General features: G+C 72.3%; 24 protein-coding genes and 1 pseudogene. 10 read left to right on the top strand and 15 right to left on the bottom strand.

Annotated features, from left to right (window positions below; genetic code table 11):
• Positions 1-46: 46 nt before the first annotated feature.
• From ACMTAK_RS37925 to ctaD, 8 genes are all read left to right on the top strand, one after another.
• On the top strand, positions 47-496 hold the full coding sequence (locus ACMTAK_RS37925; protein ID WP_413810334.1) for a gas vesicle structural protein GvpA: 450 nt from the start codon (positions 47-49) through the stop codon (positions 494-496).
• Complete coding sequence (locus ACMTAK_RS37920) at positions 493-1212, top strand: GvpL/GvpF family gas vesicle protein (RefSeq protein WP_262705127.1); 720 nt, start codon at positions 493-495, stop codon at positions 1210-1212. Before ACMTAK_RS37925 ends, ACMTAK_RS37920 begins: the two co-directional genes overlap by 4 nt.
• A 17-nt stretch (positions 1213-1229) precedes the next feature.
• A complete protein-coding gene (locus tag ACMTAK_RS37915) occupies positions 1230-1418 on the top strand; it encodes a gas vesicle protein GvpG (protein ID WP_413810333.1) in 189 nt (62 codons plus the stop codon).
• Positions 1419-1498: 80 nt separating this feature from the next.
• Positions 1499-1846 carry a gas vesicle protein gene (locus ACMTAK_RS37910; RefSeq protein ID WP_413813121.1) on the top strand — a complete coding sequence of 116 codons (348 nt, stop codon included), beginning with the start codon at positions 1499-1501 and terminating at the stop codon, positions 1844-1846.
• Positions 1843-2736 (top strand): GvpL/GvpF family gas vesicle protein, encoded by an 894-nt coding sequence (locus tag ACMTAK_RS37905; RefSeq protein WP_413810332.1) that lies wholly within the window; start codon positions 1843-1845, stop codon positions 2734-2736. Before ACMTAK_RS37910 ends, ACMTAK_RS37905 begins: the two co-directional genes overlap by 4 nt.
• Positions 2733-2933: a gas vesicle protein gene (locus tag ACMTAK_RS37900; protein ID WP_413810331.1), complete on the top strand. Its 201-nt coding sequence runs from the start codon at positions 2733-2735 to the stop codon at positions 2931-2933. Before ACMTAK_RS37905 ends, ACMTAK_RS37900 begins: the two co-directional genes overlap by 4 nt.
• A complete protein-coding gene (locus tag ACMTAK_RS37895; RefSeq protein ID WP_413810330.1) occupies positions 2930-3208 on the top strand; it encodes a gas vesicle protein K in 279 nt (92 codons plus the stop codon). The genes ACMTAK_RS37900 and ACMTAK_RS37895 overlap by 4 nt, the downstream gene beginning before the upstream one ends.
• Before the next feature lie 78 nt (positions 3209-3286).
• On the top strand, positions 3287-4996 hold the full coding sequence (ctaD, locus tag ACMTAK_RS37890) for an aa3-type cytochrome oxidase subunit I (protein WP_413810329.1): 1710 nt from the start codon (positions 3287-3289) through the stop codon (positions 4994-4996).
• Here the strand turns inward: ctaD and ACMTAK_RS37885 are convergent.
• From ACMTAK_RS37885 to ACMTAK_RS37875, 3 genes and pseudogenes are all read right to left on the bottom strand, one after another.
• A pseudogene (locus ACMTAK_RS37885) lies at positions 4968-5924 on the bottom strand (helix-turn-helix transcriptional regulator); the annotation flags it as partial. The gene ctaD and the pseudogene ACMTAK_RS37885 sit on opposite strands and share 29 nt — an antisense overlap.
• Positions 5925-6000: 76 nt before the next feature.
• Positions 6001-6861 (bottom strand): hypothetical protein, encoded by an 861-nt coding sequence (locus tag ACMTAK_RS37880; protein ID WP_413813120.1) that lies wholly within the window; start codon positions 6859-6861, stop codon positions 6001-6003.
• A 41-nt stretch (positions 6862-6902) separates the two neighbouring features.
• Entirely contained in the window at positions 6903-8141 is a 1239-nt protein-coding gene (locus tag ACMTAK_RS37875; protein WP_413810328.1) for a glycosyltransferase family 4 protein, read from the bottom strand.
• Between the two features lie 278 nt (positions 8142-8419).
• Between ACMTAK_RS37875 and ACMTAK_RS37870 the strand changes: the two genes are divergently transcribed.
• Positions 8420-9349 (top strand): hypothetical protein, encoded by a 930-nt coding sequence (locus tag ACMTAK_RS37870; RefSeq protein ID WP_413813119.1) that lies wholly within the window; start codon positions 8420-8422, stop codon positions 9347-9349.
• Between the two features lie 179 nt (positions 9350-9528).
• A complete protein-coding gene (locus ACMTAK_RS37865; protein WP_413810327.1) occupies positions 9529-9825 on the top strand; it encodes a hypothetical protein in 297 nt (98 codons plus the stop codon).
• 97 nt (positions 9826-9922) lie between these two features.
• On the opposite strand, the gene der is transcribed toward ACMTAK_RS37865, so the two are convergent.
• From der to ACMTAK_RS37805, 12 genes are all read right to left on the bottom strand, one after another.
• Positions 9923-11386, bottom strand: coding sequence for a ribosome biogenesis GTPase Der (der, locus tag ACMTAK_RS37860; protein ID WP_413810326.1), 1464 nt, complete (start codon positions 11384-11386; stop codon positions 9923-9925).
• A 55-nt stretch (positions 11387-11441) separates the two neighbouring features.
• Entirely contained in the window at positions 11442-12116 is a 675-nt protein-coding gene (locus tag ACMTAK_RS37855; protein ID WP_413810325.1) for a lysophospholipid acyltransferase family protein, read from the bottom strand.
• Positions 12113-12817, bottom strand: coding sequence for a (d)CMP kinase (cmk, locus tag ACMTAK_RS37850; protein ID WP_413810324.1), 705 nt, complete (start codon positions 12815-12817; stop codon positions 12113-12115). The genes ACMTAK_RS37855 and cmk overlap by 4 nt, the downstream gene beginning before the upstream one ends.
• A gap of 142 nt (positions 12818-12959) precedes the next feature.
• Positions 12960-14045 carry a prephenate dehydrogenase gene (locus ACMTAK_RS37845; protein WP_413810323.1) on the bottom strand — a complete coding sequence of 362 codons (1086 nt, stop codon included), beginning with the start codon at positions 14043-14045 and terminating at the stop codon, positions 12960-12962.
• The gene (aroH, locus tag ACMTAK_RS37840) at positions 14042-14404 is read right to left on the bottom strand and encodes a chorismate mutase (protein WP_413810322.1); all 363 of its coding nucleotides are present in this window, start codon (positions 14402-14404) and stop codon (positions 14042-14044) included. Before aroH ends, ACMTAK_RS37845 begins: the two co-directional genes overlap by 4 nt.
• Before the next feature lie 177 nt (positions 14405-14581).
• Positions 14582-15730, bottom strand: coding sequence for a pseudouridine synthase (locus ACMTAK_RS37835; RefSeq protein ID WP_413810321.1), 1149 nt, complete (start codon positions 15728-15730; stop codon positions 14582-14584).
• Between the two features lie 40 nt (positions 15731-15770).
• The gene (gene scpB, locus ACMTAK_RS37830; RefSeq protein ID WP_413810320.1) at positions 15771-16427 is read right to left on the bottom strand and encodes an SMC-Scp complex subunit ScpB; all 657 of its coding nucleotides are present in this window, start codon (positions 16425-16427) and stop codon (positions 15771-15773) included.
• The gene (locus ACMTAK_RS37825) at positions 16424-17842 is read right to left on the bottom strand and encodes a segregation and condensation protein A (protein ID WP_413810319.1); all 1419 of its coding nucleotides are present in this window, start codon (positions 17840-17842) and stop codon (positions 16424-16426) included. Before ACMTAK_RS37825 ends, scpB begins: the two co-directional genes overlap by 4 nt.
• 68 nt (positions 17843-17910) lie before the next feature.
• On the bottom strand, positions 17911-18492 hold the full coding sequence (locus tag ACMTAK_RS37820) for a hypothetical protein (RefSeq protein WP_413810318.1): 582 nt from the start codon (positions 18490-18492) through the stop codon (positions 17911-17913).
• Positions 18477-19493: a ParA family protein gene (locus ACMTAK_RS37815; protein WP_020872375.1), complete on the bottom strand. Its 1017-nt coding sequence runs from the start codon at positions 19491-19493 to the stop codon at positions 18477-18479. Before ACMTAK_RS37815 ends, ACMTAK_RS37820 begins: the two co-directional genes overlap by 16 nt.
• Positions 19494-20053: 560 nt before the next feature.
• Complete coding sequence (gene ald / locus ACMTAK_RS37810; RefSeq protein ID WP_413813118.1) at positions 20054-21169, bottom strand: alanine dehydrogenase; 1116 nt, start codon at positions 21167-21169, stop codon at positions 20054-20056.
• Between the two features lie 226 nt (positions 21170-21395).
• Positions 21396-23657, bottom strand: coding sequence for a tetratricopeptide repeat protein (locus ACMTAK_RS37805; protein WP_413810317.1), 2262 nt, complete (start codon positions 23655-23657; stop codon positions 21396-21398).
• Between the last annotated feature and the right edge of the window lie 54 nt (positions 23658-23711).

Raw genomic sequence — 23711 nt, 5'->3', positions numbered from 1 at the left:
GTCGGCGGGGGACCGGACGCCACCGGACGAGAGGAACACACCCGACATGACCACGGTTGTCCCGGCACAGCAATCCAGGGGCGGGGGCGGCACCAGCGGCCTGTACGACGTCCTGGAACTCATACTCGACCGAGGGCTGGTGATCGACGCGTTCATCCGAGTCTCCCTGGTCGGCATCGAAATACTCAAGATCGACATTCGGATCGTGGTCGCGAGTGTCGACACCTATCTGCGGTTCGCCGAGGCGTGCAACCGCCTCGACCTGGAGTCGGGCCCGAACAAGTCCCCCGGGCTGCCCGAGGTGGTCGAGGGCATCACCGAGAACGGCGCGCGGTCCAAGACCAAGGGCGCCCTCTCCGGCGCCGGCGACTCCGTCTCCAAGGCCGCCCAGTCCGTGGCCGACGCGATCCGGCCGTCGGAGGAGGAAGAGGAGGAGCCGCGTCGGCGCCGTCCGGCCCGTAAGGCGGCGCCACGGAAGTCCGAGGAGTCCTCATGACCACGTATGTCTACGGCATCGCGCGGGGCGAGGTCCCGGACCTGGGCGATCGGCTGCTGGGTATCGGCGACCCCCCGCTGCCGGTCCGGGCGCTCAACGAGGGCGAGCTGGCCGCGATCGTCAGCGACTGCCCGCCCGAGCTCAAGCCCCGGCGCCGCGATCTGCTGGCTCACCAGCATGTGCTGGCCGAGGTCAGCGACTCCCGCGCGGTGCTGCCGATGCGCTTCGGCAGCGTCTCCTCCAGCGACGACGATGTCCGCAGCGTGCTGGCCGAGCACGCCGACCGCTACCAGGACCAGCTGAACCGGCTGACCGGCCGGGTGGAGTACAACGTCAAGGCCGTGCACGACGAGGACTCGGTGCTCCACCAGGTGCTCGCCGAGGAGCCGGAGCTGCGGATGATGGCGGAGGCCAACCGGGCGGCGGGCGGCGGCACCTACGAGGACCGGGTGCGCTTCGGCGAGCTGATGGCGGGCGCGGTACGGGCCCGTGAGGTGCGGGACGCCAAGCTCGTGGAGGAGGCGCTGGCACCGACCGCCGAGGAGGTGCGGCCCGGCCCGGAGAGCGGCGGCTGGTTCGTGAGCCTGTCGCTGCTGCTCGGCAAGGACGCCGCCGATCCGCTGCTGTCGGCGGCCGCCGAACTGGAGCGGGCCCACCCCTGGCTGAAGCTGCGGATCAACGGTCCGCTGCCGCCGTACAGCTTCGTCGAGTCCTGATGCTGATGATCGGCTGGGTGCTGAGGCAGGTCGTCGCCGCGGCGGAGCGGGAGTACTACGACCCGGCCACCGTCCAGCGCGCCCTTGCCGAGCTGGAGACCCAGCTCGGCAAGGGCGTGATCGACGAACGAGAGTTCGAGCGGCAGGAGGATGTGCTGCTCGACCGGTTGGAGGAGGCGCGCCAGTGGGCGAACGGGACTCTGTGACCACCCGCGGCGGTGTGGCCCCGACGGCCGACGCCTACGGCTCACCGGCGTCGTCGCTCGGCTCCTCGGGGTCGTACGGCCTGGCCGGACGGGGTGAGGGCGGAGCGAACCTCGCCGACATCCTGGAGCGGGTGCTCGACAAGGGCGTGGTGATCGCGGGCGATATCCGCATCAATCTGCTCGACATCGAACTTCTCACGATCAAGCTGCGGCTGATCGTGGCCTCGGTCGACAAGGCGAAGGAGATGGGCATCGACTGGTGGGAGCACGACCCGTCGCTCTCGTCGCGCGCCCGGACCGGGGTGGACGGCGGCGAGAAGGCCGAGGTCACCCGCCGGGACAGCCGCGAGGACGCCGAGGTCACCGGCCGGGGCAGCCGCGAGAACACCGAGGTGACCAGCGGGCAGAACCGGGAGACCACCGAATGACCGAAGGACTGCGGTACGCCTACGCGGTCGTGCGCGACACCGGTGCGCCGGAGGCCGCCCTGGACGCCCTCACCGCCCTGGAGGGGGTGACCGGCGTCGCGGACGAATCGGTGTACGCCGTACGCCATCTGGGACTCGCCGTGCTGGCGGGCGCCGTACCGGCCGAGGACTACGACGAGGGCTCGCTGCGGGAGCGGCTGGAGGACATGACCTGGCTGGAGACGATGGCCCGGGCCCATCAGCGGGTGGTCGACACCGCCGGTGCCGAGTCCTGTGTCATACCGGTCCGGCTGGCCACCGTATGCCACGGCGATGAGGGGCTGCGGCGGATGCTCGCCACCGGGCGGGAGCGGTTCGCCTCGGCGCTGGACCGGCTGGAGGGCCGGGTCGAATGGGGCGTCAAGGCGTATGCCACCCAGCCCGCCGCCGAGAAGCCGCCCGCCGGGACCGCGAACGCCGCGAACGCCCCGAGCGCCCCGAACTCCCCGAGCGCCCCGAGCGCCCCGAACTCCCCGGGCGCCATGTCCGGCCGCGACTATCTGCGCCGCCGCAAGGCCCAGCGGCAGGCCGCCGAGCGGCGCTGGGGCGATACGGAGGAGGGCACGCGGCTGGTGCACGACACCCTCGGCGCGCTGGCCGAGCGGTCCCGGCTGCATCCGCCGCAGGACCCCCGGCTGTCGGGGATCTCCGACCGCAATGTGCTGAACGCCGCGTATCTGGTGCGGCGCGAGGACAGCGCCGACTTCGCCGAGCGGGTCGGTGAGCTGGCCGGGCGGACGCCCGCGCTGCGGTTGGAGCTGACCGGCCCCTGGGCGCCGTACTCCTTCACCGCCATGGACGAGACCTCCGGCGCGGAGGGGAAGACCGGGAGCGCGGGGGCGGACGGATGACGATGGTCCCCGAGGGCCCCCTGGCCCATCAGCAGATCGCTCTGGTGGACGTGTTGGACCGGCTGCTGGCGGGCGGCGTGGTGATCACCGGTGATCTGACCCTGCGGATCGCCGACGTCGATCTGGTCCGCATCGATCTGCGCGCGCTCATCAGCTCGGTCAACGCCAATGTGCCGTCCCCCTGGGAGGGACCGTGAGCCGCAAGGTGGAGCTGGACCAGGACACCGTCGAACGCGATCTGATGAAGCTGGTGCTCACCGTCGTGGAGCTGCTGCGGCAGCTCATGGAGCGGCAGGCGCTGCGCCGGGTGGACCAGGGCGATCTGACGGAGGACCAGGAGGAGCGGATCGGGCTGACGCTGATGCTCCTGGAGGACCGGATGGGCACGCTCTGCGACCGCTACGGCATCGCGCCCTCCGATCTCAATCTGGACCTTGGGCCACTCGGTCCGCTCCTGCCCCCGAGGGAGTGACGCTCGGGGCAGCTCCCCGGATCACGCCGCCCATCGGGCGATCATGGCGTAACCCGCGCAGGACACGGAGGAATCCCGATGGCGACAGAGACCGCGCGGACCGCCGGTCCGGTACGGGAGACGCGGCAGGGCAGCGTGCTGGTGGACTGGCTCACCACCACCGACCACAAGAAGATCGGGCATCTGTATCTGATCTCGTCGTTCGGCTTCTTCCTGATCGGCGGCGTGCTGGCGCTGGTGATGCGCGCCGAGCTGGCCCGTCCGGGCCTCCAGATCGTCTCGCAGGAGGAGTTCAACCAGGCGTTCACCCTGCATGGCACGATCATGCTGCTGCTGTTCGCGACCCCGGCGTTCGCGGGGTTCGCCAACGAGATCATGCCGCTGCAGATCGGCGCGCCCGATGTGGCCTTCCCGCGCCTCAACATGCTGTCGTACTGGCTGTATCTGTTCGGCGGCCTGATCGTGGTGACCGGTCTGCTGGTGCCGGGGGGCGCCGCGGACTTCGGCTGGACCGCCTATGCCCCGCTCAACAGCCCGATCCGCTCCCCCGGGATCGGCGCCGATATGTGGATCATGGGGCTGGCACTGTCGGGGTTCGGGACGATCCTGGGCGCGGTGAACTTCCTGACCACCATCATGGCGATGCGCGCGCCGGGCATGACGATGTTCCGGATGCCGATCTTCACCTGGAACACCCTCTTCACCTCGATCATGATCCTGATGGCGTTCCCGGTGCTGGCGGCGGCGCTGCTGGCGCTGGAGGCGGACCGGCGGTTCGGAGCGGTGGTCTTCGATCCCCGGTACGGCGGGCCGCTGCTGTGGCAGCATCTCTTCTGGTTCTTCGGCCATCCCGAGGTCTACATCATCGCGCTGCCGTTCTTCGGCATCATCTCCGAGATCATCCCGGTCTTCTCGCGCAAGCCGATCTTCGGCTATGTGACGCTGATCGGCGCGACCATGGCCATCACCGGGCTGTCGATGGTGGTCTGGGCCCATCACATGTTCGCCACCGGATCGGTTCTGCTGCCCTTCTTCTCCCTGATGTCGTTTCTGATCGCGGTGCCGACCGGGGTGAAGTTCTTCAACTGGATCGGCACCATGCTGGGCGGCTCGGTGTCCCTGGAGGCGCCGATGCTGTGGGCGGTCGGGTTCCTGGTGAGCTTCCTCTTCGGGGGGCTCACCGGCGTCATCCTGGCCTCACCACCGCTGGACTTCCATGTCACGGACACCTACTTCGTCGTGGGCCACTTCCACTACGTGGTCTTCGGGACGGTCGTCTTCGCGATGTTCGCCGGGTTCTACTTCTGGTGGCCCAAGTTCACCGGGAAGCTGCTGGACGAGCGGCTGGCCAAGATCCACTTCTGGACGCTGTTCACCGGCTTCCACACCACCTTCCTGGTGCAGCACTGGCTGGGCGTGGAGGGGATGCCGCGCCGCTACGCCGACTATCTGGCGGCGGACGGCTTCACCGCGCTCAACACCCTCTCCACGATCGGCTCCTTCCTGCTCGGCATGTCGACCCTGCCGTTCCTCTACAACGTCTGGAGGACGGCCAAATACGGCAAGAAGGTGGAGGTCGACGACCCCTGGGGGTACGGCCGCTCCCTGGAGTGGGCGACCTCCTGTCCCCCGCCCCGGCACAACTTCACCACGCTCCCCCGGATCCGCTCCGAGTCGCCGGCCTTCGATCTGAACCATCCCGAGGTGGCGAGCCCGACGCAGGAGAGGGACCAGCGGCCGAAGCCGCGGGGCTCGGTCAGCCCAGGGCCCGATCCAACCGATTCCTGAGCTCCCGGATGCGATCGTTCAGCTCCACCGGCTCGCGCACCTCGAAGTCGAAGCCGCTCAAGCCGATATGAATCACCAGCGCATCGAGGCTGTGGGCACCGGTGTGCAGCAGACAGCTGTGCTCGTCCACGGCCTCCAGCACCCCCACCGTGGGCGTGAAACGCTCGGCCGCCCGCTCGGCGGGCACCCGCAGCAGCACGGTGGCCCGCTGCGCGTAGACGGAGGTGGTGATGCCCCGGGCCACATAGGCTGCGATGTCGTCGGCGGGCGGGCGGCGCGGGGTGAAGCGGGGGCCGTGCGGCGGGGTCGGGGTGATCCGGTCGACCCGGTACGTACGCCAGTCGGCCCGTTCCACATCCCAGGCCACCAGATACCAGCGGCGCTGCGCGGCGACCAGCCGGTGCGGTTCGACCGTGCGGCGGGTGACCGCACCGCCGTGGTCGCGGTACTCGAAGCGCAGCTGATGGCAGTCCCGGCAGGCGGCGGCCAGCTCGGTCAGCACCCCGGGGTCCACCCCGGGACCGCTGCTCCAGCCGGACAGCGGCACGGTGAAGGCGGTCAGCGCGCCCACCCGGCGGCGCAGCCGCTCCGGCAGCACCTGCTCCAGCTTGGCCAGGGCCCGCACCGAGGTCTCCTCGATGCCCTCGACCCCGCCGCCGGTCGCCTGGCGCAGCCGCACCGCGACCGCCACCGCCTCCTCGTCGTCCAGCAGCAGCGGCGGCAGCTGGGCGCCGGCGCCGAGCTGATAGCCACCGCCGGTGCCCGGCGCCGAGTGCACGGGATAGCCGAGCTCGCGCAGCCGGTCGACATCGCGGCGCACGGTGCGCGGGGTGACCCCGAGCCGGTCGGCGAGGTCCGCGCCGGACCATTCGCGGTGGGCCTGCAACAGGGAGAGCAGGCGGAGCAGTCGGGCCGAGGTCTCCAGCATGCGGCCGAGTCTGCCACCGATCGAGGACAGTCTTCGTCCGCAAGGCTGTCCTCGGTTCGCTCTCAGGCTCCCGGGCTCAGACGAGCGCCTCGATCCGCACCGCGAGATCGTTGTCCCCGGTGTAGTACGGCCGGGCCAGTGCCTCACCGCGTCGGCCGGCCACCGTGCGCGGCGGATAGGTGAAGATCTCCTTCTTGTCCGCGACATCGTCCAGGATCCGGGCGAGCCGCGCCGGGGCCATGGTCCGGTCCGCCGGGCGCAGCCACAGGTCCCAGACGTCCGCGTCGCCGCCCCAGGTGCGCGCGAGCTCGGCATAGGAGAGCGTGAAGGAGAAGTCCGGACCGTCCACCTCCAGCGGCGCGGTGCGCACCGGGGCCTCGCCCCCGCGGCAGCGGGCCTCGACCACCGCGTCGGCGAGCCACTCGGACGGGTACGCGACTCGGTAGAGCCGCCCCCGCACCGCCATCGTGTCGTCCTCCAGCCGGATCTCCCCGGCCTCGGCGTGGGGCGCCCGCCGCCAGCTGCGCAGGGAGAGGTTGCCGTGCTTGGTGGCGTACGGGATGCGGACGGACAGCGGGGAGGTGCTCGGGCCGGGGCGGCGGTCCACGAGCGAGCGCAGATCGTTCAGGCCCGGGGCGAGCCGCCGCGGCTCGGCGTCCCGGTAGGCCACATGGACGTCCCAGCGGCCCTCTGGCAGGGCGACGGTGCTGGGCAGGGCGGCCTGGAGCCCGCCGTCCGCGGTGGGGCCCAGCGGCAGCCGTACCTCCCCGTCGGGGGCGTCCCTCCGGCCCCGGCGGATCAGCACGAGCGCACCACTCCAGTCGTCGTGGCCGCCCGGGGTCGGGCGGGCCCAGTCGGCGATGTGGAAGGTGAGCCCACCGGCGGAGTCCGCCACGCAGTCGGCGCGGGCCGGGGCGGCCTCGGCGGCCTCACTCATTCTGTCCTCCTCGACGTGCTGCGTTGCCTGTGCTGGTGCACTCATGCGACACGCACCTTCCGCAGGGAGTCCTTGGCGGCGAACGCGCCGCCGATCAGGGAGCCACGGGCGCGGTGCAGGGAACCCCGCAGGCCGCTGCGGCCGATCAGCTCGGAGAACAGCGTCTCGTAGCGCCCGGCCACCCGCGAGGGGTCGAAGCGGGCCGAGTCCTTCAACGCGGCCTGCCCCATCTGCTGACGCAGCTCGTCGTCGTTGATGAGGTCGAGCAGCGCGGCGGCGATGGCGTCGGTGTCGCCGGTGGGCACGAGACGGCCGTCCACACCGTTGTCGATGATCTCCGCGGGCCCGTGCGGGCAGTCGGTGGACACCACGGGAAGGCCGCAGCGCATGGCCTCCACGATGGTCATGCCGAACGACTCCAGGCTGGAGGTGACGGCGGCTATGGAGCCCTTGGCCCACTCGGGGTCGAGCGGATTGGCCGGGCCCATCAGGAAGACGTTGTTGTAGAGGCCGAGCCTGTCGATGAGGGCGCGCAGCTTGGCGTGCTGGGCGCCGCCGCCGTAGATCCGCAGCCGCCAGTCGGGGCGGGCCTCGCTGACCTTCGCGAAGGCGTGTATGAGCAGGTCGTAGCGTTTCACCGGGGCCAGCCGGCCGGCCGCGACCACCCACTTGCCGGTGCCGTCGGCGGGCTCCAGACCGGGCGCGGGCACGCTGTTGGGGACCGCCTCGATCCGTACGCCGGGCAGCCGCATCTGGCCGCGGTAGGTCCGGGCGTCGGCCTCGGTCACGGTGGTCACCGCGTCCAGTCGGGGGTAGACGGCGCGCAGGGCCCGCTTCAGTCCCTTGGAGTGGGTGCTGAGCGTTAAATGCTCCTGGCCGACCCGTACCGGACCGCGGCGGGCCTCCCGGGCGATGTGGACATTGAGCCCGGGCCGGGTTCCGACGACGATATCGGCCTCGAGCGTGCGCAGATGATCCGCGATACGGCGGTCGGTGAGCCCGCTGTACTGCTTGTAGCGGCCCTCGGTCACGGGGAAGACCTGCGCCGGGCGACCGTGGTCAGGGTCGCCGCCGTCGTAGGACGGGCTGCTCTTCCGGAGGTCCACGAGATGGCTGAGCCGCACCCGCGGACCGGGGTCGAAGATCGGCTGGTCGCGGTGGCGGAAGACCGACACGATCTCCACATCGTGCTGCTCCCCCAGGGTGCGGGCGAGGTTGTACGTGGTCCGGATCGTCCCGCCGATCCCGTACGCGTTGTGAATAAGGAAAGAGATGTGCATCCGACCCCGTATCCCACTGCTTCCCCGCGGACGGGTGTGTCGTCCGCCTACCACGGTGTAAGACCGTGAAAAGTGGCACAGGGTTGGGTTTCATCACCTTCTTGTGCTCCAACAGATGTGAAATCGGTAGGGAGTCGGGGGAACTTTTCCGCCCGATGGTGCATCAGACCGCGGGGTGGCCGGGCGCGTGACCCCCGCCCCGTATGGCCCGTTGTCTACGTATGAGCCGGGAACCACTCGGCCCACCCACCGAGACCGAGGAGCCACCCGTGCCGCGCATGCTCGACGTCAGCGATGACGTACGCGCCGAGATCGGCGACGAAGAAGCCGACCGGCTGCTCGCCGGGGACAACGCCCCGGGCGCTTACGACTGCACGTCCTGCCGCACCCCCGGCAACACCGAGCAGGAGCGGACCAGCACCGTGCTCTTCGTCGGGCAGGAGACGGCGGTGCTGGCCTTCGCGCACGCCACCTGCGTGCCCTCCCAGGTCGTCCCGGTCTCGGAGGACCAGTTGCGCGGTGCGGTGCGGTCCATCACGGGTGAGGACAGCGCGCCGCCGACCGCCGAGGCCTCGCACGCGCCGCCCGTACCGGCCGCGGCACACGCTGCCACGTCGTACTTCCCCGGCCCGGCGGCCCCGGCACCGGCCCCGTCGCCCGCCCCGGTCCCGTCACCGGTGTCGCCCGTCGCCGTGTCCCCCACCCCGGAGCCGTCCGGGCAGGTGCCGGTGCCGCAGCAGGCGGTGCTCGGTGTGACCAGCGGGGTGGTGCTGGTCGGTCAGGAGGCGTGCGCGGCGCTGGTGGTGGAGCCGACCGCGCCGATCATCCGCCCCGGTTCGACCGGCCACGGCGATGAATTCCTCCAGCTCCTCAGCGAGCAGGGGTTCGCCCCGGTGGTCGACCTGGGCCGGCCGCCCGCGCCCAACCCCGGCTGGTCGGTGCTGCTGGCCATGGGACGGCTGCACGCGGTGCTGATGCCGGCACCGGGCGGCGGCCGCCCGGTGGCCTGGTGGCAGGCGCACAGCCCGATGCCGCTGAGCGAGGGCTGGCGGAGCGCCCTCGGCCGCTCCCAGAAGGTGCTGGTCTACGCCGCGGCCGCGGGCACGATCGGCACCCAGCCGCGCGAGGACCAACTGCGCGCGGCGCTGGACCGGGCCGCCGCGCGCGGCGCTCTGGTCGGCGCTTCGATGCCGCTCGCGGGCACATGACCGCCATGGCCGCCGCCGTCCCGGGCTCGCCCCCGGACTTGCCCCCGGACCTCACCGATCCTTGGTGGGCAGCCCATTCGCCACCGATGCCGCATCCGACGGGCGGCCGGGTCGTTGGCACATACGTGCACGCATACGACCTCTCCCACCGTTCCCCCTCATACGGCTGCATTCCGGCCATGCGCCCCGCGCTGGAGGCGGCGTACGATCCCTGGCGCCACTCCACCACGCCGATCTACGACGCGTTGTACGCGGAGTACCGCAGGCTGTTCCGGGCGCTGCCCGGTGACCGCTCGGACGAGGAGAACATGGAGTTCGTGGCGTTCGCCGCCATCGGCCAGCCCCGGGGCCTCGTCAGCGGCTACGGCCGCCCGGACGACCACGGCGGGGCCTGGCACACCGACGAGCTGTACTACCGCGGCTATCTCCCCGCGCTCCCGCCCGGCCGGGGCGAGGAGCCGGGGCACGCGTACTGACGCGGCGCCGGGGGCCGGGGCGGCATGAGCCCCCCCGGCGCGGCCGCCGCTCCGTCCCGCGACCGCGTCCCCGCTCTGCCCTTCGGCCGCGTCCCCGCTACTTCTTACGGCCGCGCTTCTCGCGCACCCGCACCGAGATCTGCAACGGCGTCCCCTCGAAGCCGAACTCCTCGCGCAGCCGCCGCTCGATGAAGCGGCGGTAGCCCGCCTCCAGGAAGCCCGAGGCGAAGAGCACGAACCGTGGCGGCCGGGTCCCGGCCTGCGTCCCGAAGAGGATCCGCGGCTGCTTGCCGCCCCGGATCGGATGCGGATGGGAGGCGACGATCTCGCCGAGGAAGGAGTTGAGCCGCCCGGTCGGGACGCGGGTCTCCCAGCCGGCCAGCGCCGTCTCGATCGCCGGGACCAGCTTCTCCATATGGCGGCCGGTGCGGGCCGAGACATTGACCCGCGGCGCCCACTGGATCTGCACCAGCTCCGTCTCGATCTCGCGCTCGAGGTAGTAGCGGCGCTCCTCGTCCAGGGTGTCCCACTTGTTGTAGGCGATGACGAGCGCGCGCCCGGCCTCGACGGCCATCGAGATGATCCGCTGGTCCTGGACGCTGATGGACTCGCTGGCATCGATCAGTACGACCGCGACCTCCGCCTTCTCCACGGCGGCCGCGGTGCGCAGCGAGGCGTAGTAGTCGGCGCCCTCCTGGAGGTGGACCCGGCGGCGGATACCGGCGGTGTCGACGAACTTCCAGGTGACGCCGCCGAGTTCGATCATCTCGTCGACCGGGTCGCGGGTGGTGCCCGCCACCTCGTTGACGACCACCCGCTCCTCGCCCGCGACCTTGTTGAGCAGCGAGGACTTGCCCACGTTCGGACGGCCGATCAGGGCGATCCGGCGCGGTCCGCCGATCGTCGTCCCGAAGGTCTGGGCCGGGGCCTCGGGCAGCGCCTCCAGGACCGCGTCGAGCATGTCGCCGGTGCCGCGGCCGTGCAGCGCGGAGACCGCGTACGGCTCGCCGAGGCCCAGCGACCACAGCATCGCGGCATCGGCCTCGCCGCTGGGCCCGTCGACCTTGTTGGCGCACAGCACCACGGGCTTTCCGGCCCGGCGCAACAGCTTGACCACGGCCTCGTCGGTGTCAGTGGCGCCCACCGTGGCGTCCACGACGAAGACCACCGCGTCGGCGGCCTCGATCGCGAACTCGGCCTGGGCGGCCACGGACGCGTCGATGCCCAGCACGTCCTGCTCCCAGCCGCCGGTGTCGACCACCTTGAAGCGGCGGCCGGACCACTCGGCCTCGTAGGTCACCCGGTCGCGGGTGACGCCGGGGCGGTCCTCCACGACCGCCTCCCGGCGGCCGAGGATCCGGTTCACCAGGGTGGACTTGCCGACGTTGGGGCGGCCGACGACGGCCAGCACCGGCAGCGGGCCATGCCCCGCCGCGGCGAGGTCGTCCTCGACCTCCGCCGGGTCGAAGCCCTCTTGCGCGGCGAGCTCCATGAACTCCGCGTACTCGGCGTCGCCAAGCTCCCCGTGCTCGTCGCCGCCGCTGTGGATCTGGTCGTTCATGAAGATTTCCTCGTCGTCCCTCAGTACCGCGCACCGCCCCTGGGGGCTCGCGGGTCTATGTCTGTTCCGGGCGGCCGGTGAGCCGCCTGGCAGTGCCCAGATGCGTGCCCAGCCGCTTCTGGATGCGCTCGGTGGCCTGGTCCAGGGCCGCCCGCGTCCGCCTGCCGCTGCCGTCCCCCGCCTCGAACGGGTCGCCGAACACCACGTCGATCCTGCTGCGCAGCCGGGGCAGCGGCCTGGACCGGCCGTCGTCGCGCGGGGTGGCGGTGCCGAACACCGCCACCGGCACGATCGGCGCGCCGGAACGCACCGCGAAGTACGCGAGCCCCGAGCGCAGCGAGGCGAAGTCGCCGTCGCCCCGGGTGCCCTCGGGGAAGATCCCCAGCACCCCGCCGCGCTCCAGCACCCCCAGGGCCTGGCCGATCGCGGTACGGTCGGCGCTCGTACGGTCCACCTTCAGCTGCCCGATACCGCGCAGGAACGGGTCCAGCGGGCCGATGAACGCCTCCTTCTTGACCAGGAAGTGCACCGGCCGCGGCGAGGTGCCGATCAGCATCGGGCCGTCGATGTTGTGGGAGTGGTTCCCCGCGAGGATCACGGGCCCGGCGGACGGGATCCGCCACGCGCCCAGCACCCGCGGCCGCCACAGCCCGTACATCAGACCGATGCCGATCCGCCGCCCCACGGCGGCCCCGGCCGCGCTGGGAAGTGTCCCGTCGGTGGTGCTCACGCGACCGTCCGCTTCTCCTCGACGAGGGTGACCACGCACTCGATGACCTGGTCGAGGGTGAGCTCGGAGGTGTCCACCTCGACCGCGTCGTCCGCCTTGGCCAGCGGCGAGGTCTTGCGGCCGGAGTCCAGGGCGTCCCGCTTGGCCAGCGCGGCCTGGGTGGCGGCCAGGTCACTGGCCTCCTTGCCCTTCAGCTCACCGCTGCGGCGGGCCGCCCGGACCTCCGGGGAGGCGGTCAGGAAGATCTTGAGGTCGGCGTCCGGGAGGACCGTGGTGCCGATGTCCCGGCCCTCGACCACGATGCCGCGCGGCGCCTCGGCGGCGATGGTCCGCTGGAGCTCGGTGATCACGGTCCGCACCTCGGGCACCGCGCTGACCGCGCTGACCCGCGAGGTGACCTCCTGGGTGCGGATCGGCCCGGAGACATCGGTGCCGTCGACGGTGATCGTCGGGTTGGCCGGGTCGGTACCGGAGACGATGGCGGGCTTGCCCGCGGCGTCGGCCACGGCCACGGCGTCCTCGACGTCGATGCCGTTGGCCACCATCCACCAGGTGATCGCCCGGTACTGGGCGCCGGTGTCCAGGTAGCCCAGGCCCAGCTTGGCGGCGACGGCCTTCGAGGTACTGGACTTGCCCGTGCCTGCGGGGCCGTCGATCGCGACAATCACTGCGGCCGGGGCGGTCCGGGCGGCGGTTTCCACGGTGACAGACACCTTTCGTGTGCACGGGGCTGAGTTGAACGGGCCATGTGAGCCTCGGACAAGGTTACTGGCTTCCCCCGGGCGGCTTCGCACCGCTGGGGGACGGCCCCGGGGCCGGGGCCGTGGGCGGTCCGATCCGCCGCTACTGCCGGATGGACCATCCCCGCTCCCGCAGGGCCTGGGTGAGCCCCGGGGCCGCCGAGGGCTCGACCACCAGCTGGATCAGACCGGCCTGCTGCCCGGTGGCGTGCTCGATCCGGACGTCCTCGATGTTGACACCCGCCCGGCCCGCGTCGGCGAAGATCCGGGCCAGCTCGCCCGGCTGGTCGCCGATGAGCACCGTCACGGTCTCATAGACGGCCGAGGCGGCGCCGTGCTTGCCCGGCACCCGCTCGCGCCCGGCGTTGCCCCGGCGCAGCACGTCCTCGATCCCGGCCGCGCCGTCACCGCGCTTGGCCTCGTCGGCGGACTGGAGCGCGCGCAGCGCCCGCACCGTCTCGTCCAGGTCGGCGGCGACGGCGGCGAGCACATCGGCCACCGGGCCGGGGTTGGCGGACAGGATGTCGATCCACATGGCGGGGTCGGAGGCCGCGATCCTGGTGACGTCGCGGATGCCCTGCCCGCACAGCCGCACCGCCGTCTCATCGGCGTCCTGGAGCCGCGCGGCGACCATGCTGGACAGCAGGTGGGGGGTGTGCGAGACGAGCGCCACCGCCCGGTCGTGGGCCTCGTCCTCCATCACCACGGGCACCGCCCGGCACAGCGCGACCAGCTCGAGCGCGAGGTTGAGCACCTCGGTGTCGGTACCGCCGGTGGGCGTGAGCACCCAGGGCCGTCCCTCGAAGAGGTCGGCGGTGGCGGCCAGCGGCCCGGAGCGCTCCCGGCCCGCCATCGGATGCGTGCCGATGTAGCGGGTCAGGTCGCAGCGCAGGGCCTCCAGCTCACGGCGCGGGCCGCCCTTGACGCTCGCGACGTCCAGGACGCCGCGGGCCAGCCCGCGGCGCAGCACATCGGCCACCGTCGCCGCCACGTACGCCGGGGGCACGGCGACGATCGCCAGGTCCACGGGCCCCTCGGGCTGGCCTTGAGTCCCGGCGCCGCGCGCCTCGGCGGTCCGGGCCTGGGCCTCGTCGTGGTCGGCGAGGTACACCTGGACGCCACGGCCGGCCAGGGCCAGCGCGGCGGAGGTGCCGATCAGGCCGGTGCCGATGACGAGGGCGGTTCTCATTGGGCGATGTCCTTGCGGAGGGAGCCGGCGGCGCCCAGGTAGACATGGGAGACGTCGGACTTGGACAGGGGGGTCTCGACATGCGCCAGGATGCGGACGACGCGGGGCATGGCCCCTTGTATGTCCAGCTCCTGGGCGCAGATCAGCGGTACGTCGGTGATGCCCAGCTTGCGGGCGGCGACCGCCGGGAAGTCGCTGTGCAGATCGGGGGTGGCGGTGAACCACACGCTGATCAGGTCGTCGGGGTCGAGGGTGTTCCGCTCCAGGATGGCGGTCAGCAGCGCGGAGACCCGCTCATGCATGTGCTCCGGCTCGTCCCGGTCCAGCTGGACGGCCCCGCGGACCGCTCGTACCGCCACGTCTCGCTCCCCTGTGCGTGCTGTGCCTGTCGTGCGTCGTGCGTCGGGCGCGGCCGCGGTGTCCGGCCGCGCTCCCGATCAGCGTAACGAGCGGGTCGGACAGGCTCCCGGGGCGACCGCTGGGCGAGACGCGGCGGCCCGCCGACGGCCGGGGCCGTCAGCGGCGCCGGGTCCGTATCAGAGCTCGACCTCGCGCATGAGCATGCCGACCTCGGTGTTGGTCAGCCGGCGCAGCCAGCCGGACTTCTGGTCGCCGAGCGCGATCGGGCCGAAGGCCGTCCGCACCAGCTTGTCGACCGGGAAGCCGGCCTCGGCGAGCATCCGCCGCACGATGTGCTTGCGGCCCTCGTGCAGGCTCACCTCGACCAGATAGTTCTTGCCGGTGTTCTGCACCACCCGGAAGTGGTCGGCACGGGCGTAGCCGTCCTCGAGTTCGATGCCGCTCTTGAGCCGTTTGCCCAGGTCGCGCGGGAGCGGGCCCTGGATGGCGGCGAGATAGGTCTTCCGCACGCCGTAGCGGGGGTGGGTGAGGCGGTGGGCCAGCTCACCGTGGTTGGTGAGCAGGATGATGCCCTCGGTCTCGGTGTCGAGGCGGCCGACGTGGAAGAGCCGGGTCTCGCGGTTGGTCACATAGTCGCCCAGGCACTGGCGGCCGTCGGGGTCCTCCATGGTGGAGACGACACCGGCGGGCTTGTTCAGCGCGAAGAAGAGGTACGACTGGGTGGCCACGGTCAGCCCGTCGACCTTGATCTCGTCCTTCTCGGGGTCGACGCGCAGCCCCTGCTCGGTCACGATCTTGCCGTTGACCTCGACCCGGGCCTGGTCGATCAGCTCCTCACAGGCGCGGCGCGAGCCCATACCGGCGCGGGCGAGCACCTTCTGGAGCCGCTCGCCCTCCTGCTCGCCGAAGGTCTTGGGCATCTTGACCCGCGGCTTGTCGTGGCGGGCGCGGTTGCGCTCCTCTATCTGCGCCTCGTACTCGCGCGGACGGGCCGGGCCGGGCTTGCGGCCACGACCGCCGCCACCGCCCTTGGGGCCACCGCCCCTGGGGCCGCCATCCTTGGGGCCGCCACTGGGGCCGCCACCCTGAGAGCCCTGAGAACCCTGCGAGCCCGTCCTGGAGCCGCCCTGAGACCCTTGAGAGCCCTTGGGGCCGCCCTGGGAGCCCTTGGGGCCCGCCTTGGGCCCGCCGCCCACGTCGTAGCGGCGCTCCTCGGGGCGGGGGCGGCCGGCGCGCTGCTGCTGCTCGTCGCGCCTGTTCCCCGCGCCTCGGTAGTTCTTGCCGCCGCTACCGCTGCCCCTGCTGTTCCTGCCGCTGCTTCGCATCAAGTTTCCGTCTGAGAGTGGCCGCTGTCGGCTCGGTGTTCTACGTCGTCGTGCGTTCTGCGTCGTCCTGCGCGTCATCGCCGTCCATGGCGTCCGGGTCGAACGACGGCACGCCCTCCTGGGACTCGCCCTCGACCGCGTCCGCCTCGGGGAGGAACGGCGCGAGCTCCGGGAGCTCGTCCAGCCCCCGCAGGCCCATCCGCTCCAGGAAGTAGTTCGTCGTCCTGTACAGGATCGCACCTGTTTCGGGTTCCGTGCCCGCCTCCTCGACCAGGCCCCGCTGGAGGAGGGTCCGCATCACGCCATCGCAGTTGACGCCGCGGACGGCCGAGACGCGGGAACGGCTGACCGGCTGACGGTACGCGACCACCGCGAGGGTTTCCAAAGCGGCCTGGGTGAGCCGCGCCTGCTGGCCGTCCAGGACGAACCCCTCGACGGCGGCGGCGTAGGCCGGGCGCGTGTAGTAGCGCCAGCCGCCCGCGACCAGCCGCAGCTCGAAGCCCCGGCCCTGGGTCGCGTACTCGTCGGCCAGCTCGCGCAGCGCGTCCGCGACGGCGCGGCGCGGCCGCTGGAGGACCTTGGCGAGGTTCTCCTCGGTGGCGGGCTCGTCGACGACCATGAGGACCGCCTCCAGGGCGGGCTTGAGGTCCAGCTCGGCGACCTCGGAGAGCCCGGCGGGTGTCCGCTGCTCGCTCAACTCGCTACCTCCTCCTTCTCCTTATCGGGCGTGGCCGTCTCCTGCTCGGGCTCCTTACGGGGCTCGGCCTCCTGGTCGAACTCGTCGGTGACCAGTGGCCGCTCACCCGCCTCGCCCGTCCAGCGGACCATGAGCGACCCCAGCGCCTCCGGCTGGTCCAGGAGGATCGCGCGCTCGCGGTAGAGCTCCAGGAGGGCCAGGAAGCGCGCGACGACCGTAAGGACGTCGGGAGCGTCCTCGGTGAGCGCGGCGAAGGTCGCCTCCCCCAGCTCCCGCAGCCGCGCGACCACCACCTCGGCCTGCTCACGGACGCTGACCAGCGGGGCGTGGATGTGGTCGACGTAGACCTGCGGCTTGGGCTTGGGCTGCATCGCCTTGACGGCCAGCTTGGCGAAGCCCTCGGGGCCGATGCTGATGACGACGTCGGGGAGCAGCTCGGCGTGGTGCGGCTCCAGGCCGACGGTACGGGGGTGACGGGCGGCCTCGGCGGTCAGCCGGTCGTTGAAGATGTCCGCGATCTGTTTGTACGCGCGGTACTGGAGCAGCCGGGCGAAGAGCAGATCGCGCGCCTCCAGCAGTGCCAGGTCCGCCTCGTCCTCGACTTCGGCGGCGGGCAGCAGCCGGGCCGCCTTGAGATCCAGCAGGGTCGCCGCGACGACGAGGAACTCGGTGGTCTGGTCGAGGTCCCAGTCCGGCCCCATGGCGCGGATATGGGCCATGAACTCGTCGGTGACCTTGGAGAGGGCGACCTCGGTGACGTCCAGCTTGTGCTTGGAGATCAGCTGGAGGAGGAGGTCGAAGGGCCCCTCGAAGTTGTCCAGCCGCACGGTGAACCGATGACCGCCGTCCTCGGCTCGCGCCTCGCCCTGACCGCCCCCACCGCTCGCCTCGGTCCCGCCACTGGCGTCAGCCCCGCTGCTCGCCTGGGCCCCGTCGCCCGCGTCGGCCCCGCTACCGGCCTCGGTCCCACCGCTCGCGCCGGCCCCGCCGTTCCCGGCCCCGGCCGCCTCACCGCCGTGCCCGCCCGCAGGGGCCACCACGTCGAGGCCGGCCCGTGCGTGGACCGGCTCCGGCTCGCCCTCCGCCTCTGCCACGGCAGACGCCTCGTCGCGCGCCTCCGGCACGGCGGACGGCTCAGAAGGGGCCTCAGGCGCCGCGTGGGCGCCGTCCCGCGTCTCTCCGGCCGCCGAGGGCGCGGTGGGCTCGCGCGGCGCCGTGGGCGGGGCGGAGCGCTCCTCTGCGGCGGTTTCCGCCTGCGGGGCCGGGGCGTCCAGGGCGGGGGACGGCGCGTCGCGGTGCTGCGTGGGCGCGGTGGACCGGTCCGGGCCCGTCCCTGCCGGCGCCGTACCGGGCCCCCGGCCGAGGGAGCGGCGAGAGGGGCGGGGCGGCGGGGCGGGGGTGTCGTTCGTCGGCATCGCGGTCCAGGGTGCTCAGGGCCGGGCGGGGCAGCCCGTACGACCGGGCAGGCTATCGCCCGGCCCGGTCAACGGCCGCGGAGGCGGCGCACCAGGATGCTCGCGTCGCCGCGCGACTCGAGGTCGGCGAGGACGACCGCGACCGCCTCGCGGACGATCCGGCCGCGGTCGACGGCGAGCCCGTGCTCGCCGCGGAGCACCAGACGCGCGTGCTCGAGGTCCATCAGCTCCTCGGCGGAGACATAGACCGTGATCTTCTCGTCGTGGCGCTCGCGCCCACTGGGCCTTCGGTTCGGCGTACGGGCGCGGCGGCGGGCCGGGCCGTTCTGCTCGGCCGCGGCCGAACCGCCCTGGGCCTGGCGGGCCTTGGGCCGGTCCCCCGCGGCGGGGCGCCGCTCGCCGACCGCGTCCTGGGAGGCCGTGTCCCGTCCCGTGTGTTCGCCCGAGCCGGACTGCTCACCGTCCGCGCGCCGCTCCTGCCCTTCGCGCGGCTCGGCGCCCGCGTCGGGTTCGGCGGCGGGCGGGGGTACCCGGGGGCCCTCGCCGTTCGCCTGGCGGCGCCCGGCGGCGGGAGCGGAGGACTGGAGGCCCATCCCTCCCGTGGTGCGGAACAGTTCGTCGGCTCCCGGCAGACTCACTCGGCGTGACACCGGGCGAGCACCTCCCTGGCGAGCTGGCGATAGGCGGCGGCACCGACGGAGTTGGACGCGTACGTGGTGATCGGCTCGCCCGCGACCGTGGTCTCGGGGAAGCGGACCGTACGGCCGATGACCGTGTGGTAGACGTGATCGTCGAACGCCTCGACCACGCGGGCGAGGACTTCACGGCTGTGCACGGTGCGCGAGTCGTACATCGTGGCGAGGATGCCGTCCAGCTCCAGGTCGGGGTTGAGCCGCTCCTGGACCTTCTCGATCGTCTCCGTGAGCAACGCCACACCGCGCAGCGCGAAGAACTCGCACTCCAGCGGCACGATCACCTTGTGCGCGGCGGTCAGCGCGTTGACGGTGAGCAGACCGAGCGAGGGCTGACAGTCGATGACGATGTAGTCGTAGTCGGCCATCAGCGGCTTGAGCGCGCGCTGGAGGGTCGACTCCCGGGCGACCTCGCTCACCAGCTGCACCTCGGCGGCCGACAAGTCGATATTGCTGGGCAACAGGTCCATGTTGGGCACGGCCGTCTTCAGCAGCACCTCGTCGGCCGACATGCCCCGCTCCATGAGCAGGTTGTAGACCGTGAGGTCGAGCTCCATCGGGTTGACCCCGAGGCCGACCGACAGGGCGCCCTGCGGGTCGAAGTCGACGAGCAGGACCCTGCGGCCGTACTCGGCCAGGGCCGCGCCCAGGTTGATGGTGGAGGTGGTCTTTCCGACCCCGCCCTTCTGGTTGCACATCGCGATGATCTTCGCGGGACCGTGGTCGGTCAGCGGCCCGGGGATCGGGAAGTACGGCAGCGGGCGCCCGGTGGGGCCGATCCGCTCGCGGCGCTGGCGGGCAGCGTCGGGCGCGAGCGTGGCCGCGTATTCGGGGTCTGGCTCGTACTCCGCGTCCGGGTCGTAGAAGTGCCCGTCGGGGAGGTCGTCGTAGTCGGCGAAGCGGGCGGGATCCGTGCCCCCCTGGTCGCCGGCCATGGCGTTCACGTGATGGCCGTCCATGCTGTGGCTCTGGTGGGCTGTCGTCGGGCTCTGGCGGGTTGCGAAGGTACGGACAGCGACGGAGCCGACAGCCTCGAGCCCCGAGGGGCCCTGGCCCCGCGCAGCCGGTCCTGGTTGACCACCCCCGGGAGAAAATGTCGACTCATTCACAAGTCGTCCTACCTCCTTGGTGACCAGGAAATTTCTCTATAGGTCAGCGTGACACCATGCCGACGGTTGGCGACTCTATGGCGTGTCACCGGTCCGCAGCAACACAATCCACCGGACACGGCACGATGTGTCGGCAATCGAACACCCCGATGTCAAGGGCGTGTGAACGGTGCCGCGGAGATTTCACCACCACATAAAGCGTCTGAATAGTTGCATTTAGGGCGAGTTGGCCGAGCGGTGGTCCGCAGGCGATACGGGGCACAGCGGACACACCTTCGGCCGGGCCTCGTCCTTCGACAAGACCCGGCCGGATGCCCGGTGTTGACATGTGGTTGACGGCCGGGGTTGACCGTCCGGCAACCGGGATTGACGGGCCCCGGCGGCCGGGGCCGGTGAACTCCGGGCGCCATTCAGCCGATCAGCGAGCCCAGTTCGACGACGGGCAGCTCATGGGCCTCGGCGACCGGACCGTAGACGACCTGACCCTCATGGGTGTTGAGCCCCTTGGCCAGCGCGGCGTCCCGGCGCAGCGCGTCCCGCCAGCCGCGGTTGGCCAGCTCCACGATGTACGGGAGCGTGGCGTTGGTGAGCGCGTGGGTGGAGGTGTTCGGCACCGCGCCGGGCATGTTGGCCACACAGTAGAAGACCGAGTTGTGGACCTCGAAGGTCGGCTCGGCGTGGGTGGTGGGGCGGGAGTCCTCGAAGCAGCCGCCCTGGTCGATCGCGATGTCGACAAGGACACTTCCCGGCTTCATCCGGGACACCAGCTCGTTGGTGACCAGCTTGGGCGCCTTGGCGCCCGGGATGAGCACCGCGCCGATGACCAGGTCGGCCTCGAGGACGGCCTTCTCCAGCTCATAGGCGTTGGAGGCGATGGTCTGCACCCGGTTGCCGAAGATCCGGTCGGCCTCGCGCAGCTTGTTGATGTCCTTGTCGAGCAGGGTGACGTGGAAGCCCATGCCGATGGCGATCTGGGCGGCGTTCCACCCGGAGACGCCACCGCCGATGACGACGGCCCGCCCGGCGGCCACACCCGGCACCCCGCCGGGCAGCACACCGCGGCCGCCGGCCGAGCGCATCAGGTGGTACGCGCCGACCTGCGGCGCGATCCGGCCCGCGACCTCGGACATCGGCGCGAGCAGCGGCAGGGCGCGGTTCGCGGTCTCGACCGTCTCGTAGGCGATGGCGGTGGTGCCCGACTCCAGCAGCGCGTCGGTGCAGGCCCGGGAGGCGGCCAGGTGCAGATAGGTGAAGAGCGTCTGGCCCTTGCGCAGCCGGTGGTACTCCTCCGCGATGGGCTCCTTGACCTTCAGCAGCAGGTCGGCCGTGGCCCAGACCTCGTCGGCGGTGCCGAGGATATGCGCACCGGCGGCGGTGTACTCCTCGTCCGTGATGGACGAGCCGAGGCCCGCACTCCGCTCGATGACGACCTCATGGCCGCCTCGGACCAGCTCGTGCACACCGGCGGGGGTGATGGCCACACGGAACTCGTTGTTCTTGACCTCGCGGGGGATGCCGACCTTCACGTCGATCACGGTCCTTGAATGGGGGAAAAGGGACATATCGCCATAGCCGGCCATGGGCCGATACACCATCGACCATAGACAGGCAAACCGTCACGCGCGTCCGCATGCCGGAGACGACCGCAACAATCGCGGTACAGCCAGTCTAATGAAGGACCTCATGCTGTCTAGCCTTGCAATGCATCAATCTTTTGGAAGACCACTACTGATTTCGTAGGTCGACAGGGTTTCAGACTCCACCTTGAGGTGACGGACCGGTGTCTTCCGCTTCGCCCGCCTCGATCCTCCGGGCGGTGCGCCGCAGCGACCGCGCCACCGAGGGGTCCCCGCCGAGCCGGTCCATCGCGTCCGCCGCATGGCGCGCCAGCTCGGCATGCAGCCCGGTGTCACCGCAGGTCCGGGCGGCCGAGGCGGTCTCCGCCCAGGTGCGCAGCGCCTCCCTCGGCCGCCCCGAGCGCTCCTGGGCGTCCGCGGCACCGCTGAGCGCCCGGGCGTACCCAGGCCGGTCGTCCGCCCGGCGGCAGGCGGCCGCGGCGGCACGCCAGTCGCGCAGCGCCTCGCCCCACCGCCCGACGTAGCCGTGGACGGTGCCGAGCCGTGCGTACAGCCGGGCCGCCGCGGGCGTGTCGCGGCGGCTCAGCCGCAGCTCCAGGGCGCGTCCGAACCAGTCGGCCGCCCGGTGCCAATCCTCCAGCGCCTGGTACGTGGCGCCGATCGACTCCAGCGCACGGCCGGTCGTATACGGATCACCCGAGGCGCGGGCGGCCTCCAGCGCGCTCTTGTAGCGGGCGAGGGCCTTGTCCACCCGGCCCGCCCCGCCGTCCAGATCGCCGAGGTTCAGCAGCGCGGCCGCCCGCTCCACCGGCAGATCGCGGCGCCGGGCCACGTCGAGCATCAGCTGATGCAGCCCGTACAGCTCCACCGCCGCGCCCTCGAAGCCCCGGTGGGCGGTCAGGGCGTGGGTCAGCGCGGCCACCAACCGCCATGCCAGGGTGTCGAGCTGACCGGTCTCGACGGCAAGACGGGCGGCCTCGATCAGCGTGGGCAGCCGCTCCTCCAGCCAGCCGGCCGCCTCCCCCGACGACGAAAACCGCAGCGGCTTCGGCATCCCGGCCAGCTTCTTCCGGCCCGGGGACCCGGCGGGCTCGGCGGCCAGCCGGCAGGCGTGCAGCTGCCGTACGGCGCGCTCCAGCATCCGCGCCCGCGCCAGCTCCACCTCCGCCGGGCGCTCCTCGGCCGCCAGCCGCTCCCGCAGCAGCGGATCGAGACAGCCGGGCACCAGGTAGCGGCCGGTGCCGCGCGGGCGCAGCATCCCGTACGCGGCGAAGCCCTCCAGCGCCGCCTCGCCGTCCGCCACCGAGCAGCCGGCCAGCGCGGAGGCGATCTGGGCGTCGGCCGATCCGCCGGGCGCCAGCACCAGCAGCCGCAGCATCCGGGCGGCGGCGGACGGCAGCGCGGCGTAGGCCAGCCGGAAGGCGCGGGTCAGCGGGCGGGCGCCGTGGTCGTGGTCGCCCTCGTCCGGCGGAAGCTCGCGCAGCCGGGCCAGGGCGTCGGCCACCGACGCCTGGGGGCGGGCGGCGAGCCAGCCGCCGACCAGGACGAGCGCCGCGGGCTGGCCCGCGCACTCCTCGACCAGGGACTGCGCGGCCACCGGGTCGCAGGTGATCCGGGTGGGGCCGGTGTACTGCGCCAGCAGCCCGACCGCCGCGCTCACATCCAGCCCGCCCACCGTGCACGGACGCACATCCGGCACCCCGGTCAGCGGCCCGCGCGAGACGGCGACCACCAGGCAGTCTGGCTCGTCGGGCAGCAGCGCCTCCACCTGCTCGGCCCCGGCCACGTCGTCGAGCAGCAGCAGCACCCGCTTGCCGTCGAGCGCCTCGCGCAGCGCCTCGCTCAGATCGTCCTCGTCCGCCCCCGGCGGGGCGGTCACGCCGAGCCGTCCCAGCAGCTCACGGGCGGTGCGCTCGGTGGGCACGTGATCGCCGGCTGAGGTCGTCAGCCGGGCGCTCAGCACCCCGTCGGGGTAGTCGTCGACGAGCCGCCGGACGAGCTCCTCGGCCAGCGCCGTACGGCCCCAGCCGGGGCGGCCCGCGATCAGCAGGACCCGGCTGCGGGCGGCCTTACGACCGGCGATGGTGTCCAAGCCCGCGCGCTCGATGTCGGCCCGCAGCGAGAGCAGCTCCCGCCGCCGCCCGGCGAACCCCCGCCCCACGGAGGCGGCCGCCGCGAACAGCACGGCCCGGGTGGCGCCGCTCCACACCCCGCCGTCCTGGGCGTCCGCGGTGGAGCGCCGTTGCCGCGGCGGGATGTCGGAGGATGATGTCTCATCTTTGGGCGGACGGCCGGGGGCGGATTCCGGCGGGCGGCCGGTGGATTCCGGCGAACGACCGGGGGCGGACGAGGCGGCTGAAGCGGACGCGGTGGGCGGCGGCTGCCGCTTCCCTGGGGCCGCCGGCTCCCCCTCGGTGTCGACCGCCTGCTCCGCCACCGGCCCACTCCCGTCCACCTGCGCGTACGAGCCCCTTCGGCTCACTATGAGCGT

The organism is Streptomyces lacaronensis (assembly GCF_047337785.1).
Taxonomy (GTDB): Bacteria; Actinomycetota; Actinomycetes; order Streptomycetales; family Streptomycetaceae; genus Streptomyces; species Streptomyces lycopersici.
Note: the sequence above shows the minus strand (reverse complement) of the source record. Positions and strands in the feature narration are given on the sequence as shown.